15 protein-coding genes are annotated in these 14,565 nt (G+C 74.5%); 7 read left to right on the top strand and 8 right to left on the bottom strand.

Annotated features, from left to right (window positions below; translation table 11 throughout):
* Positions 1-120 precede the first annotated feature (120 nt).
* Together RM812_RS31300 and RM812_RS31305 are read left to right on the top strand one after the other, a co-directional pair.
* Positions 121-468 (top strand): tetratricopeptide repeat protein, encoded by a 348-nt coding sequence (locus RM812_RS31300; protein ID WP_311580068.1) that lies wholly within the window; start codon positions 121-123, stop codon positions 466-468.
* A 108-nt stretch (positions 469-576) separates the two neighbouring features.
* Positions 577-1,233 carry a peptide deformylase gene (locus RM812_RS31305; RefSeq protein WP_311580070.1) on the top strand — a complete coding sequence of 219 codons (657 nt, stop codon included), beginning with the start codon at positions 577-579 and terminating at the stop codon, positions 1,231-1,233.
* 99 nt (positions 1,234-1,332) lie between these two features.
* On the opposite strand, the gene RM812_RS31310 is transcribed toward RM812_RS31305, so the two are convergent.
* Entirely contained in the window at positions 1,333-2,769 is a 1,437-nt protein-coding gene (locus RM812_RS31310) for a dihydrolipoyl dehydrogenase family protein (RefSeq protein WP_311580073.1), read from the bottom strand.
* A gap of 121 nt (positions 2,770-2,890) precedes the next feature.
* On the opposite strand from RM812_RS31310, the gene trxA reads away from it, so the two are divergent.
* Positions 2,891-3,289 (top strand): thioredoxin, encoded by a 399-nt coding sequence (gene trxA / locus RM812_RS31315; protein ID WP_311580076.1) that lies wholly within the window; start codon positions 2,891-2,893, stop codon positions 3,287-3,289.
* Positions 3,290-3,304: 15 nt separating this feature from the next.
* On the opposite strand, the gene RM812_RS31320 is transcribed toward trxA, so the two are convergent.
* Positions 3,305-4,342: a LacI family DNA-binding transcriptional regulator gene (locus tag RM812_RS31320; protein ID WP_311580079.1), complete on the bottom strand. Its 1,038-nt coding sequence runs from the start codon at positions 4,340-4,342 to the stop codon at positions 3,305-3,307.
* 145 nt (positions 4,343-4,487) lie between these two features.
* Entirely contained in the window at positions 4,488-5,156 is a 669-nt protein-coding gene (locus RM812_RS31325; RefSeq protein ID WP_311580082.1) for a TetR/AcrR family transcriptional regulator, read from the bottom strand.
* Between the two features lie 149 nt (positions 5,157-5,305).
* Here RM812_RS31325 and RM812_RS31330 point away from each other — a divergent pair, with 149 nt between their 5' ends.
* The 3 genes from RM812_RS31330 (at position 5,306) to RM812_RS31340 (ending at position 8,827) form a co-directional block, all read left to right on the top strand.
* Positions 5,306-5,869 (top strand): NAD(P)H-dependent oxidoreductase, encoded by a 564-nt coding sequence (locus RM812_RS31330; protein ID WP_311580085.1) that lies wholly within the window; start codon positions 5,306-5,308, stop codon positions 5,867-5,869.
* A gap of 231 nt (positions 5,870-6,100) precedes the next feature.
* Positions 6,101-7,318 (top strand): polysaccharide pyruvyl transferase family protein, encoded by a 1,218-nt coding sequence (locus RM812_RS31335; RefSeq protein WP_311580088.1) that lies wholly within the window; start codon positions 6,101-6,103, stop codon positions 7,316-7,318.
* A gap of 72 nt (positions 7,319-7,390) precedes the next feature.
* Entirely contained in the window at positions 7,391-8,827 is a 1,437-nt protein-coding gene (locus tag RM812_RS31340) for an FAD-dependent oxidoreductase (RefSeq protein WP_311580091.1), read from the top strand.
* Between the two features lie 26 nt (positions 8,828-8,853).
* On the opposite strand, the gene RM812_RS31345 is transcribed toward RM812_RS31340, so the two are convergent.
* From RM812_RS31345 to RM812_RS31365, 5 genes are all read right to left on the bottom strand, one after another.
* The gene (locus RM812_RS31345) at positions 8,854-9,882 is read right to left on the bottom strand and encodes a sigma-70 family RNA polymerase sigma factor (RefSeq protein WP_311580094.1); all 1,029 of its coding nucleotides are present in this window, start codon (positions 9,880-9,882) and stop codon (positions 8,854-8,856) included.
* Positions 9,883-9,915: 33 nt separating this feature from the next.
* Positions 9,916-10,257, bottom strand: a complete 342-nt coding sequence (locus RM812_RS31350) for a DUF6343 family protein (RefSeq protein WP_311580096.1) — start codon at positions 10,255-10,257, stop codon at positions 9,916-9,918.
* Positions 10,258-10,269: 12 nt separating this feature from the next.
* Positions 10,270-10,695, bottom strand: coding sequence for a CBS domain-containing protein (locus tag RM812_RS31355; RefSeq protein WP_311580099.1), 426 nt, complete (start codon positions 10,693-10,695; stop codon positions 10,270-10,272).
* Positions 10,696-10,783: 88 nt separating this feature from the next.
* Entirely contained in the window at positions 10,784-11,218 is a 435-nt protein-coding gene (locus RM812_RS31360) for a PPC domain-containing DNA-binding protein (protein ID WP_311580102.1), read from the bottom strand.
* Between the two features lie 253 nt (positions 11,219-11,471).
* The gene (locus RM812_RS31365; protein WP_311580105.1) at positions 11,472-13,442 is read right to left on the bottom strand and encodes a BTAD domain-containing putative transcriptional regulator; all 1,971 of its coding nucleotides are present in this window, start codon (positions 13,440-13,442) and stop codon (positions 11,472-11,474) included.
* A 167-nt stretch (positions 13,443-13,609) separates the two neighbouring features.
* Between RM812_RS31365 and RM812_RS31370 the strand changes: the two genes are divergently transcribed.
* Positions 13,610-14,488, top strand: coding sequence for an alpha/beta fold hydrolase (locus RM812_RS31370; RefSeq protein WP_311580109.1), 879 nt, complete (start codon positions 13,610-13,612; stop codon positions 14,486-14,488).
* The last annotated feature ends 77 nt before the right edge of the window (positions 14,489-14,565 follow it).

A 14,565-nucleotide genomic window follows, 5' to 3' on the forward strand; every position in this document is an offset into this window, starting at 1 on the left:
GGACGGCCCCTCGCGTCAGACCGACCTCCACCCGTTCCACCGACAGTCGTGGCACCGTTCCCCACAGTGGTGGAATGTTCAACCACATGGCGTGGTTGCAGTGCCCGAAGGAGGTCACGAGTGGAAACGACGTACTACGACCACGGAACGCCGGCGGAGCGCTGGGAGCGCGCGCGGATGTTCTTCGACGCCAAGGACTACGCCGCCGCGGCGCGTGTCCTGAGCGGGTTGGTCGGCGAGGTGCCCGAGCAGACCGGACCGCGGCTGCTGCTGGCACGCGCCTACTACCACTCGGCCCAACTGCGGCGGGCGGAGGCCGAACTGCGCATCCTCGTCGAGCGTGATCCGGTGGAGCACTACGCGCGGCTGTTGTTGGGCCGCACCCTCGAGCGGCAGGGCCGTCAGGCGGAGGCCGACTCGCATCTGCGGATCGCCTCCGCCCTGGCGGGCGACTTCACCGAGGTCTGAGCGGGCGCGACGACGCGGTGGTCACGGGGGTGGGGGGGGGGCGGACCCGGCCCCCCCCCCACCCCCTCGCCCGTACGTGGCGGCCGTACGCCGTGCCATGCTGGCGGGATGGGAACTCCGAGTGATCGCGCGGCCCTTGCCGAGCGGGTCGAGGAACTGCTGGCCGTCGGCGGCCCGTTGCCGATCGTCACGGCCGGGGATCCGGTGCTGCGGCGTCCGGCCGAGCCCTTCGACGGGCAGTTGGCGCCGGGGCTGCTGGCGCGGTTCGTCGAGGCGCTGCGCGTCACCATGCACGCGGCGCCGGGCGTGGGCCTCGCCGCGCCGCAGGTCGGGGTGGGGCTCAGGATCGCGGTGATCGAGGACCCGGCGCCGGTGCCGGAGGAGGTGCGGGTGGCCCGGGGGCGGGTGCCGCAGCCGTTCCGGGTGCTGGTCAATCCGTCGTACGCGCCCGTCGGCCCTGGCCGGGCCGCGTTCTTCGAGGGCTGTCTGAGCGTGCCGGGCTGGCAGGCGGTGGTGGCGCGCCATGCCGAGGTGCGGCTGCTGGCGCGGGACGAGCAGGGGCGGGCGGTGGACGAGGTGTTCGCGGGGTGGCCGGCCCGGATCGTGCAGCACGAGACGGACCATCTCGACGGCACGCTGTATCTGGACCGGGCCGAGCCACGGTCACTGGCGTCGAACACCGCGATGGCCGAGCTGTGGGGGCAGCCGACGCCGGAGCGGGCGGCGGCGGCCCTGGGTTTCGACCTGCCGGGCCCGGCGGTCTGATGCACCGGCCAGGTCAGTGGGGCGGGGGGAGTGCGGCTGCGGCGCACCGCCGCCCGCAGCCGAGGCGTCGGGATGTCCACGGCTGCGGCGGCGTGCTCGTCAGTTGTCCCGGTACGCCTCCAGCAGCCTCAGCCACACCTCGCTGATCGTCGGATACGACGGCACCGCGTGCCACAGGCGGCTGATGGGTACCTGGCCGACGACGGCGACGGTCGCGGAGTGGATCATCTCGCCGACGCCGGGGCCGACGAAGGTCACACCGCGGACGGTTTCCGTCTCCAGGTCGACGACCATGCGGGCGCGGCCCTTGTAGCCGTCGCCGTACAGACTCGCGCCGGCCACGGTCGCGAGGTCGACGTCGACGGCGCGGACACGGTGCCCGGCCTGTTCGGCCTCGGCCAGTGACAGGCCGACGGAGGCCGCCTCGGGGTCGGTGAACACCACTTGGGGAACGGCGTCGTGGTCGGCGGTCGCGGCGTGCGCGCCCCAGGGGTCGGACTCCGGGATCGGCACCCCGGAGGCGCGGGCGGCGATGGCGGCGCCCGCGACGCGTGCCTGGTACTTGCCCTGGTGGGTGAGCAGGGCGCGGTGGTTGACGTCGCCGACGGCGTAGAGCCAGTCGTGGCCTTCCACCCGGAGGCTGTCGTCGACCGGGAGCCAGGAGCCCGGTTCCAGTCCGACGGTCTCCAGGCCGATGTCGCCGGTGCGGGGGGTGCGGCCGGTGGCGAAGAGGATCTCGTCGGCCTCGAAGCGGTCCCCGGTGTCGGTGACGGCGACGACGGTGCCGTCCTTACGGGTGACGGACTCGACGGACGTGCCGGTGCGGAGGTCGACGCCGGCCTCGGTGAGCGCCTCGGCGACCAGTTCGCCGGCGAACGGCTCCATGCGGGCGAGCAGGCCTCCCTCACCGCGCACCAGCATCGTCACCCGGGAGCCGAGGGCCTGCCAGGCCGTGGCCATCTCGACGGCGACGACTCCGCCGCCGACCACGAGCAGCCGGCCGGGCACGCTCTCGGCGCTGGTGGCCTCGCGGCTGGTCCAGGGGCGTACCTCGGTGAGTCCGGGCAGGTCGGGCAGGGCGGCGGCGCTGCCGGTGCAGACGGCGACGGCGTGCCGGGCGGTCAGTACCCGGCGGGTGCCGTCGGGTGCGGCCACCTCCACCGTGCGCGGGCCGGAAAGCCGCCCCTGGCCGCGGTACAGGTCGGCCCCGATGCCCTGCACCCACTGGACCTGGCCGTCGTCCTTCCAGTGGGAGGTGTACTCGTCGCGGCGGGCGAGGACGGCCGCGGCGTCGAGGGGGTCCCGCACCAGCGGGCTCACACCGGGCAGCCGGCGGGCGTCCGCGCGGGCGAGGACCGGTCGTAGCAGGGCCTTGCTGGGCATGCACGCCCAGTAGGAGCATTCGCCGCCGACCAGTTCGCTCTCCACGACGGCCGTGGACAGGCCGGCCGCCCGGGTACGGTCGGCGACGTTCTCCCCCACGGGGCCCGCGCCGATCACGACGACGTCGTAGGCGATGGTTTCCGATTGCGTCATGGGCTCAGTGTGGTGGGTGGTGTGCGGCGTGGCCACATGGGTACGTGCGCGGAATACCCATCAGGTCGGCCGTGTTGTGCCGACGGCTTCGCCCACCGAACCCAGGAAGAGGGAACACGCCATGAGCAGCACCGTGGAGCTCACCAAGGAGAACTTCGACCAGACGGTCACCGACAACGAGTTCGTCCTGATCGACTTCTGGGCGTCGTGGTGCGGGCCCTGCCGGCAGTTCGCCCCGGTCTACGAGAAGGCGGCCGAGGCCAATCCCGACCTGGTGTTCGGCAAGGTGGACACCGAGGCGCAGCCCGAACTGGCGCAGGCCTTCGGTATCCAGTCGATTCCGACGCTGATGATCGTGCGGGACCAGGTGGCCGTCTTCGCGCAGCCGGGCGCGCTGCCCGAGGAGGCCCTGACGGATGTCATCGGGCAGGCCCGGAAGCTGGACATGGACGAGGTCCGCAAGGCGGTCGCCGAGCAGCAGGCGCAGGGGGCGGGTCAGGCCGGGCAGGACGGCCGGTAGGGGCCCGTCCGCCGGTCAGCTCGACTCACGGTGCACCACCGCCGCGCCCAGCACCTTGTGCCGCTCGGGCGCGGCGTCGGGGTCGCGGACCGCTCGGTCGACGAGTGCGGCCAGGTCCCGCCCGGAGGGCAGCTCCAGGTGGACGGTGCTCAGCCGGGGCCGGAGCAGGCGCCCCAGCATCAGGTCGTCGGCGCCGATCACGGCCGTGTCCCCGGGGATGGCGAGGCCCTCGTCCTGCAGGGCCCGCATGAGCAGCATCGCGTACTCGTCGTTGTACGCGAACACCGCGTCCAGGCCGAGGGACTTCCAGCGGGCGGCGAGCCGGGCGGCGTCCCGCTCCTCGTAGGCGAGGGGCACCCGCGTGACGGTGGCGTCGGTGCCCTCGACGGCGCGGCGGGCGCCGTCGAGGCGTGGTGCCGAGAAGACCTCCAGGCCCTCCTCGGCGGGGATGAGGACGCCGATCCTGCGGCGTCCGCGTTCGTAGAGGTGGCGGGCCGCGCTGTGGCCGACGGCCTCGTGGTCCATGAGCAGGGCGTGCGCACCGTCGACGGCCTCGGGGCCCAGGGTGACCACCGCGCGGGCGCCCGAGCGTTTGAGGACCTCCACACCCTGCGGACCGAGGTCGAAGCCGGGTACCAGGACGGCGACCGGGCGCATCTCGGCCCAGGCGCGGGCGGCCTCGTCGCCGCGCAGGCCCACTGTGCCGTGCTGGACGACGGTGTAGTCGAGACGGCCCAGGGCCCACTGGAGTTCGGTGAGGAACCGGCTGTAGAGCGGGCCGGCGGGGAAGGACGGCGCGGGCATCAGGACCAGACGGCTGTGCCCGGCGCGCAGGGAGCGGGCCGCGGCGTGCGGGACGTATCCGAGTTCCCGGGCGGCTTCGTGGACGCGGCGGCGGGTGGGTTCGCTGATCCGGACGGCGCTGGTGTTGTTGAGGACGTAGGAGACGGTCGCGCGCGAGACGCCGGCCAGGCGGGCCACATCGGCGCTCGTGGGGACGGAGCGCGGTGCCGAGGAGGACGCGGGGTCGGGCGTTTTCGGTATCTGCACCATGACGTACGGCATCTTGGCAGAGGCCGGATGCGGGGTGGCGGGCGGGGGAACGTCGTCGTGGCAGGCGGGGGAACGTCGTCCGGACCGGACGAGAACGCGACGCGCCCTGTCCGCGCGGTGGCCGGTCTCCTCGCCGCGCGGTCGCTCAGGCCGGGGGCCGGGTGCGGGTCACTCGCGCGACCAGGTCGAGCCAGCCCGCCTCCAGCCGGGCCGGGGACACCCCGCACTGCTCGGTGAGGTGGTGGATCAGGGCGGCGTCGAGGTAGGCCAGCAGCGTGTGGGAGAGGAGTTCGCTGTCCGCGTCCGGGACCGCCTGGCGCAGCAGCAGGGCGACGTGGCCGCGCAGGAAGCGGCGCGGGGCGGCCGTGTAGCGGCGTTCGGCGCTCGGCTCGGCGGCCAGTTGCAGGTCCAGTTCCTCGACGCAGCGGCGCAGCATCGCACAGCCGAAGGCACGCAGCCGCTCGACGGGCGGGGCTCCGGGTCCCAGGGGCGGCGGACCGCCGAGGAGGGCGGCCTGGAACTTCTTCTCGGAGTGGTCCAGGAGGGCCATGAGCAGGCCGGTCCGGTCGCCGAAGCGGCGGAAGACGGTGCCCTTGCCCACCGAGGCCGCCGCGGCCACCGCCTCCATGGTGACTCCGGCCGCGCCGTGCTCGGCGATCAGCCGCGCGGCGGCCTCCAGCAGCCGGGCCCGGTTGCGCGCGGCGTCGGCGCGCAGGCAGGGCTCGTCCTTCTCGATCCCCGTGCCGAGTTGCAGCAACTCGGGCGGGCCGGTGGTCTCCTGGGGCTTCGGGAAGGGCGGCAGGGCGGCGGACATGAAGCCAGCGTAAAGCACCGGGAAGAAAACTGGACCGCGGTCCGTTTGGGATGTTAGAAATTAAACGGACCCCGGTCCGGATCGTAACGGCCGTGTTTCAGCGGTGCCTGCCCGTTCCATCAGCGTCTGTTCCAGCAGTGGGAGTACTCATGTCTGTCCGCATCCTTGCGCTCGTCGGCAGCCTTCGCGCCGGTTCGCACAACCGCCAGCTCGCCGAGGCGGCCGCCAGGGTCGCCCCGGAGGGCGCCGAGGTCCAGCTCTTCGAGGGACTGGGCGACGTTCCCTTCTACAACGAGGACATCGACGTCGAGGGCAGCGTGCCGGCCGCCGCCGCGAAGCTGCGTGAGGCGGCCCAGGCCTCCGACGCCTTCCTGCTGCTCTCGCCGGAGTACAACGGCACGATCCCGGCCGTCCTGAAGAACGCCATCGACTGGCTGTCCCGCCCGTACGGCGCCGGTGCCCTCGTCGGCAAGCCCGCCGCCGTGGTCGGTACCGCCCTCGGCCAGTACGGCGGTGTGTGGGCGCACGACGACACCCGCAAGGCCGTGGGCATCGCCGGCGGCAAGGTGATCGAGGACGTCAAGCTGTCCATCCCGGGTTCCGCGACCCGCTTCGCCGAGATCCACCCGGCGGACGACGCCGAGGTCGCCGCCCAGCTGACCGAGGTCGTCGCCCGGCTGCACGGCCACGCCGACGAGGCCGTCGCCGCCTGACCGGCACCACCACCCGTACGGGGCCGGGGCTCGGGAGAGCTCCGGCCCCGAGGTGTGTCCGCCGTGGCGACCCGAGCGCCGGGGACATCCCACCGGAGCTCCTTTCCCGCAGGTGGGGGACGGAAGCGCGTACCCGTTCCCGGCCGGAGTGTTTCCGAGGGGCCGCGCAGGCAACCCGGCACCGTGCGCGGCCGGCGGGCCGGCCGACTCCGACGTGACGGGAGCCCCCGGATGACCACTGCCCCCTCGCATCCGCACCTCGCCCGGCCGGGCCCGCGTATCGGCGTGCTCGGTTCGTACGGCGGCTTCAACACCGGTGACGAGGCGATCCTGACCTGTGTACTGAGCTGTCTGCGCGCCCAGCGGCCCGACGCCCACCTCGTCGTCCTGAGCCGCAACGCGGAGCACACCCGCGTCCATCACCCCGACGCCGACGAGGTGGTGCCCTGGGAGGGCGTCACCCGCAACCACGTCCTGGACGTGCTGCCCGGCCTGGACCTGCTGGTGCTGGGCGGCGGCGGCATCCTCTACGACGGCGAGGCGCGGCGCTATCTGCGGCTGGTGCGCGCCGCGCAGACCCGCGACGTGCCCACCTTCGCCTACGCCGTCGGCGCCGGGCCGCTGCGGGACGCCGAGGACCGGGACGCGGTGCGCACCGTGCTGGCGGAGATGGACGAGGTCGTGGTGCGGGACGAGGAGTCCCGGCTGGTCCTGGAGGAGGTCGGCCTGGAACGCGAGGTCGCGGTCACCGCCGACCCGGCCCTGCTGCTGCGGCCCGAGCCGTTCACCGAGGCCATGATGCGCGACGAGGGCATACCGGCCGGCGCCCGGCTGGTGGGGATGTCGGTACGGGAACCGGGCCGGGCCGCCGAGAAGCTGGACGAGGGCGACTACCACGCGCTGCTCGCCGACGTCGCGGACTTCCTCGTGCGGCGGCTGGACGCGCACGTGGTGTTCCTGCCGATGGAGCGGCACGACGTACGGCACGCGCACGCCGTGCTGTCCCACATGACCGCGCCGGACAAGGGCCGGATCCTGCACGGCGACTACAGCCCGGGCCAGGTCCTCGGCTTCATGCGCCACCTGGACCTGGCCGTCGGCATGCGGCTGCACTTCGTGATCTTCGCGGCGCTCACCGGGGTGCCGGTCCTGCCGCTGCCCTACTCCGGCAAGGTCTTCGACTTCGCGCGCCGGCTGGGCGCGCCGGCCCTGGTGGGCGTGGCACGGGAGCAGGCTGGACTGCTGCTGGCGGAGGTGGACCGGCTCTGGGACGAGTATCCGCAGCGCCGCGACGACCTCCGGTCCCGGATCCGGGAGCTGTCCGCGGCGGCCCGGGAGACGTGCGTGCGCTGCGGCCTGCTGCTCGACGCGATCGGCGACGGACCAGCGGCACAGGCGGCCGCGGGGCAGCGGCCGCACGTCTCCGATCCGCGCCCGTTGCACGCCTGACCCCCGACGGCCGCCGCCCGTCCCCCGGGCCGGCCACCTGCCCAGTCGCACGCCCGACCTGCGAGGAGAGCGATGCCGATCCTGGAAGAGCCCCGCGAGCCCCGCACGGTCACCCTGCCCCCGCGGCCCGCCCGGCACGGGGGCCGCTGCGACGTCCTGGTGGTGGGCGGCGGCCCCTCGGGATTCGCCGCCGCGGTCGGCGCGGCCGACGCCGGGGCCGACGTCGTGCTGGCGGAGCGGTACGGGTTCCTCGGCGGCAACGCGACCGTCGCGCTGGTGATGCCGCTGATGTCGTTCCACAACGAGCACAAGCAGGCCGCGTTCACCGAGTCCGGGGACACCTCGCGGCTGCTGCCCACCGACCACGGCGAGGGCGAACCGGTGGTCGCCGGGGTGCTGTGGCAGCTGCTCGACCGGCTCATGGGGCGCGGCGGCTGCCTCCCGCCCTCCCCGAAGACCGGGTACACGGTCCCCTTCGACCCGGAGCTCTTCAAGCTGGCCCTGCTCGAGATGATGGACGAGTCGGGGGTGCGGATGCTGTTCCACGCCTTCGCCTCCGGCGCGCTGCCCCTCGACGACGGCTCCGGCTGGCGCGTGGTGTTCGAGACCAAGTCGGGGCCGGTGGTGATCGACGCCGGAGTGGTCGTGGACGGCACGGGCGACGGTGACGTCGCGACGTCCTGCGGGGCGCCCTACGAGATCGGCCGGCCCGAGGACGGGCTGGTGCAGCCCATGACGCTGATGTTCCGCGTCGCGGACTTCGCGCGGCCCGACTTCGCCGACTACGTGCGGGCCCATCCCGACCAGTGGCGTGGCGTGCACGGTCTGTGGGACCTGATCGAGGAGGCCAGGGCGGCCGGGGAGCTGCGGCTGCCACGCGAGGACGTCCTCCTCTTCGCCACCCCGCATCCGCGTGAGGTCGCGGTCAACAGCACCCGGGTGAACCGGGTGCTCGGCACCAGCGTGTGGGACCTCACCCGCGCCGAGTACACGGCCCGGCGCCAGCTGGCCCAGATCGACCGCTTCCTGCGCACCCGCGTGCCCGGTTTCGAGGAGTCGTACGTGGTGCAGAGCGGCACGCACATCGGGGTGCGGGAGAGCCGGCGCGTCCTCGGCGACTACCAGCTGACCGGCCACGACATCCTGGCCGCGCGCACCTTTCCGGACGTCGTCGCGCACGGCGCCTACCCGGTCGACATCCACAACCCGCGCGGCTCCGGCACCGTCCTCAAACGGGTGCCGCGGGGCAGCTTCTACGACATCCCGCTGCGCTGTCTGGTGCCCCGGGACACCGAACGGCTGCTGGTCGCCGGGCGCTGCATCTCCGGGACGCACGTGGCGCACTCGTCGTACCGGGTCATGCCCATCGCCATGGCGACCGGCCAGGCGGCGGGCGTGTGCGCCGCGCTGACCGTCCGGCACGGGCGCGGGCCGCGCGGCCTGCCCTACCGCCTGGTCCAGCGCGAACTGCTGCGGCAGGGGGCCCGGTTGCGGATGGGGGACGGCTGAGGTCGGCCCGCCCGGTTCGGCTGAGGTCAGCTCGCCCAGTCCAGCAGGCGGTCCCGGGTCTCGGGAGCGCGGAGGTGGGCGAGCGACGCCTTCTCCAGCTGGCGGACGCGCTCGCGGGTCAGGCCCACGTGCTCGGCCACCTGGTGCAGGGTGCGGGGGCGGCCGTCGTGCAGGCCGTAGCGCAGGCTGAGGATCAGGGCCTCGCGGGGCGCGAGCGTTCCGACGGCCTCGCGCAGTTCCGCCGCGAGCGCCTGGAACTCGGCCACCTCCGGGGCCTGCAGCACCTCGGTGTCGGGGATGAGGTCGCCGACGACGGTCTCGCCGGTGTCGTCCACCGGGGTGTCCAGGCTGACCGCGTCCCGTCCGACCCGGCGCAGCCAGACGACCTTGTCCCTGTCGATGCCGCTCTCGGAGGCCACCTCGTCGGCGGTCGGCTCGCGGTCGAGGCTCGCGCGCAGACTCCGTTCGACCTTGGCGAGCTTGTGCAGCTGCTCCACGACGTGCACCGGCAGCCGTACGGTGCGCGCGTGGGTCGCCAGGCCCCGCTCGATGGCCTGGCGGATCCACCAGGTGGCGTACGTGGAGAACTTGAAGCCCTTGGTGTGGTCGAACTTCTCCACGGCCCGGATCAGTCCGAGGTTGCCCTCCTGGATGACGTCCAGGAGGGGCAGTCCGCGGTGGGCGTGGCGCTTGGCCATCGACACCACGAGCCGAAGGTTGGCCCGCACCATGTGGTCCTTGGCCGCCTGGCCGTCGTGGACGGTCTTCTCGAGCGCGCGGTGCCGCTCGGGCGTCGGGGCGGGCTCGCCGGTGTCGGCCGCCTCCAGCTCCCGCATGGCCCGTACTCCGGCCTCCATGCGCCGGGCCAGCCGTACCTCGTCCTCGGCGGTGAGCAGCGGGGTGGCCCCGATCTGGGCCAGGTACTGGCCGAGCAGGTCGGGTTCCTCGTCGGGTTCGGGGATCCGGGTGCGCAGCCGCGCGGTGCGGGTGGTGGCGCGGCGGTCGTCACGGGTGCCCGCCGTGCCCGCCGCGGATGTTCGTGCCGGGGGAGCCATGTCGCTTCCTCCGTCCCCTCTCGGTCTCTCGGGTCAGCGCGGGACGCCGGTGCCCCGTTCGCGCCGCAGCCGGCGGGTCACCACCATCAGGTCGGCCGCGGCCAGCAGGGCGAACGCCGCGCACACGGCGGCGAGGGTCACCAGGGTGCCGCGCCCGGGACTGTCCCCGGGGCCGGCGTCCGCGGCCCACACGCCGAAGAAGGCGGCTCCCGCGAGGAACAGCGGCAGGAAGACGGCCGACAGCAGCAGGCGCATGCGCAGCGGGCTCCGTGCCGTGACCGGTTCGGTGCCGGTGCGCGGGAAGCGGCGGCCGACCGCGCCGGACCGCGCGCGGGGGGCGGGTCCCGTGGCCCCGTGGGGGCGTCGGTCGCTCATGCCGTTCCTTCGTCAGTGGTCGGGGGTGGCCCTGCTGACGTCCGCCAGGGCGGAGTGCGGGTCGTCGCAGGCCGCGAGGTCGCCGAGGCTGATCACTCCGACCGGGACACCACCGTGCTCGACGACCGGGAGCCGGCGGACGGCGTGGCGTCGCATCAGCTCGGCGGCGTGGTCGGTGGTGTCGTCCGGTTCCAGGGTGACGACGGGCGGGGGCGTGCACACCGAGCCGACCGTGGTGTCGTCGGGGTCGCGGCCTTCGGCGACCCCGCGGAGCACGATGTCACGGTCGGTGAGCACACCGAACAGGTCGCAGTCGTAGGTCACCAGGATGTCGCCGACGTTCTCCTCGCGCATCAGCCGGGCCGCCCGCGCCACCGTGGTCATGGGCTCGACGGCCACCGCGGCGGGTGACATCACGTCTCGGATGCGCCGTGTCATGGTCGCGCCTCCCGGGGTGTCGGTGCGAAGGTCCGTACGGGTCGCGTAGCCCGCACCCGGGCCGGTAAACCGTTTTCCGGCGGCCGGCTCAGCCGAGGTCGATCAGGGCCAGGCCGATGTCGGGGCGGTGGGTCTTGGCCAGTTCGGCGGGGCTGTCCCGCACGACCACCTCCAGCGTCGGCCACACCCGGCCGGACAGCAGGTGGCCGCCGCGCGTGGAGCCGTCGGAGAGGCCCAGCACGGCGTGCAGGTGGGGGGTCGGTCCGTCGTCGGCGACGGCGATGTCGCCGATGAGCGACAGCACCTCGCTCTGCTCGCCCACCGGGAGGTGCCGGTAGTCCTTGGCCTGCCGGTCGAACCAGCCGACGACCGCCTCCGAGAAGGCGCCCACGGCGGTCACCTGGGACGCCCCGAGCGACCGGTCGCGTGCGAAGGCGGTGATCTCGGCGACCGCGTCCTCGCCGGCGTCGAGCACCACGACGTACACCGCGGACGGACCGTCCTGCACCTGTCGCCACTTCATGGCGGTCGGGTACCCGGCACGCGTCGGCGAAACCGCCGCGCCGGGTACCGCTCCGCACCCTCCCACCAGGGGCTCGGCGATCGCCCGCGGTCGGTCGCGCCGCGGCCCGAGGGCGCCGTGCGTGGCCTGGCCGTCCCAGCCGCGTGCGGGCCGGCCGATGGCGGTCCGACGGCGCCGGGCCGGCAGCGACGTCCTGGCAGGAGTACTCCCGAGGAGGCGCGGGAGCCGTGGGAGCCACGGCCGGCGGTGCGCTTCACGAACCTCGTGCCCGCCGGATCGCGGCGAGCCAGCCGTCGACCGGCCCGAAGGTGAGCAACCCGCTCCCCGCGCCCGCGAGTTCACCGGCCGCGGGCAGCAGGCGTTCGTACGTCCTCTCCAGGGCCGTACGGTCGCCGAGTGCGAGGGCGAGCGCGGCCTCGGCGCAGCACAGGGCCTCGTACAGGAGGTCGGGAGGCGGTTCGGGCAGGGCCCGCAGAGCCCCGCGCGCCTCGGCTTCGCGGCCGTCGGCGAGGAAGGCGAACGGTTCGGCCCAGGGACGGTACGGCCCCCAGTCCGCGCGCGGGTCCACGTCCGCCGGCAGTCCGCGGGCCAGGCGCAGACCGAGCAGGGCGAGGGGCAGCAGACCACGTTCCAATCCCGGCATGCCCGCGCCGTCGAGCCTCGCGGCGCAGGACCGGTAGGCGGCCTCGGCGCGGTCGTACGGGCTGCCGGTGGCGGCCTGGCGCAGGGCCCGGTACCACCCGGTGAAGACGGCCACCAGCGGTCGTTCGTAACGCTCGGCCAACCGGTCGACGGCGGCGGCGTGTTCGTCGGCCGTGGTGAAGTCGGCGAGGGCGCTTTGCGCCTGCACGCGGATCAGATGACCGAGCACCTCGTGGCCGGTCAGTCCGTGCCGGGCCGAGAGGGCGACGAGTTCGGCGCCGATCGCGTCGCGGCGCGCGGCGAGCCCGGCGGTGGTGCAGGACTGCATGAAGGCGCCGTTGAGGGCGAACGCCAGCAGCGCGGGGTCGTCCAGACGGCGGGCGATCCGCTCGGCCTCGTCCGCCGCCCGCGGCCCGCGCGGCGACCGTACGCCCCGGGACTCCAGGGCGATGGTGGCGAGCAGGCGGCAGCGGGCGGCGTCGGCGGTGGTGCCGTCCGGCAGGGCGGCGAGGGTGCGTTCGGCCGCCGCGACGATCCGCCGGGCCAGTTCGGGGTCGTCGCTGCGGGTCCAGTTGGCGGGGACGTCGTAGGCGCCGATCACCCGGGCCGTCAGCTCCGCGTCGCCCGTCTCCTCGGCCGCCGCGACCGCCGTCATACGGTGCTCCCGGGCCGCCTCCAGACCGCCGCCGCCGGTGACCGCGAGGTTGGCCAGCAGGCCGACGGTCGACTCCAGGCGGGCGTGGGCTCCGGCGGCGACCGTGCGGTCGTACGCCTCGGTCGCCCTGGCCCACAGCCGGGCCGCCGCCTCCGCCGGCTCGGCGGGCGGGTCCAGACCCGGGTCCTGGGCGAGGATGTCGGCCTCCAGGCGGCGCAGCCGGGGTCCCGGGTCGACGCCCAGACGCCCGGCCAGCAGGGCCCGGGCGCGGCGCAGCACCGCGAGGGCGTCCGCCTGGCGTCCGGTCCGGTACAGGGCCAGGGCCAGCAGCCGCCAGGCCTCCTCCCGCCAGGGGTGCTCGGCCAGGTGGGCGTCCAGGTCGGGGACCGCCTCGGCGGCCCGGCCGAAGTCCACGAGGAGTTCCGCCCGCCGTTCGACCGCGCGGAGCCGCAGTTCGGTGAGGCGCGAGCGCTCGGCGCGGACCCACTCCTCCCCGACGAACTCGGCGTACGCGGGTCCGCGCCACTCCCCCAGCGCCGCCTGGAGCCGGGCCGGGGCCTGTGCGGCCGGGAGTCGGTCGGCCTGGGCGACGGCCGTCTCGAAACGCCACGCGTCGACGGCGTCCGGCGCCGCGCGCAGGGCGTACCCGGGGCCGTCGGTGACGAGCAGCCGGGCCGGGGCGCGCGGCGGGCGGTCGGGTTCCAGGGCACGGCGCAGATCGCCGACGAAGGTGCGCACCGCTCCCACGGCCCGCGGCGGCGGTACGTCCCACAGGTCCTCGACCAGGCGTGCGACGGGGACGACCCGCCGCCGGGCCAGGACCAGCCGGGCCAGCACCGCACGGTGCCGGGGGCCCTTGAGGGCCAGCACGTCGCCGCCGCGCTCGGCCGTGACGGGTCCGAGCACACCGAACGTGACCGCGTCCATCTTCCGTCAGCTCCGATCCAGCACCGCTCTCGTGATCACCACGGTACGCGTGCTGATCCGTTGCTGATTCGCACCCGGCAGTCTCGAGAACGTCACCCCCCCCGGTGACGGAGCGAGCAGAAACCAAGGACAACGGAGAGGCACAGAACCTCATGACACCGACCCCCATGACACCGGCCATCCCGGGCTTCACCCACGACCGCGTCACGGTGGCCGACGGCGTCGCGCTGCACGTGGCCGTCGGCGGCTCCGGCAGCCCGATCGTGCTGCTGCACGGCTTCCCGCAGACCCACCTCATGTGGCGGCATGTCGCCGCCGACCTCGCGGCCGACCACACCGTCATCTGCCCCGACCTGCGCGGCTACGGCGACAGCGACAAGCCGGCCGACCCCGACGGCACCGCCTACGCCAAGCGGACCATGGCCGCCGACGTCGTCGCCCTCGCCCGGGCGCTCGGGCACGAGCGGTTCGCGCTGGCCGGGCACGACCGGGGCGCCCTCGTGGCGGTCCGGGCCGGCCTCGACCACCCGGACGCGGTGACGCATCTGGCCGCGCTGGACGTGCTGCCGACCCTGGACATGTGGGACGTCCTGCACGGCACCACGGCGGCCGTGGGCTTCCACCTGTACCTGATGGCGCAGCCGCCCGGGTTGCCGGAGCAGCTGATCGGCGCCGCGCCGGACGCGTTCTTCGGTCACTTCCTCGACGTCTGGACCCGGGCGCCCGAGGCCCTGCCCGCCGATGTCCGCGCCGCCTATCTCAAGGCGTCCCGCGAGGCGGTGCCGTCCATCGTGGCCGACTACCGGGCCTCGGCCGGCATCGACGTGGACCACGACCGGGCCGACCGCGACAGCGGCAACCGGCTGCGGATGCCGGTGACCGTCCTCCAGCAGGACTGGGGCGCGGCTCTCGGCTACGACGCCGCCGCGCTGTGGCGGGCCTGGGCGCCGGACCTGCGGCACGACACCGTCGGCTGCGGGCACTTCATGGCGGAGGAGGCTCCGGAGGAGGTCGCCGGGGCGCTGCGAGAGCTGCTGACCCGGTAGGCCGCAGGGCACAGGCGTACCGGCACGGCGCACGACGGGCGGGGGACGGCCGCGCCGCACAGACCGTGGGTCTGCCC

Origin of the sequence: Streptomyces lancefieldiae, from assembly GCF_031845825.1 — a bacterium.
Classification (GTDB): domain Bacteria; phylum Actinomycetota; class Actinomycetes; order Streptomycetales; family Streptomycetaceae; genus Streptomyces; species Streptomyces lancefieldiae.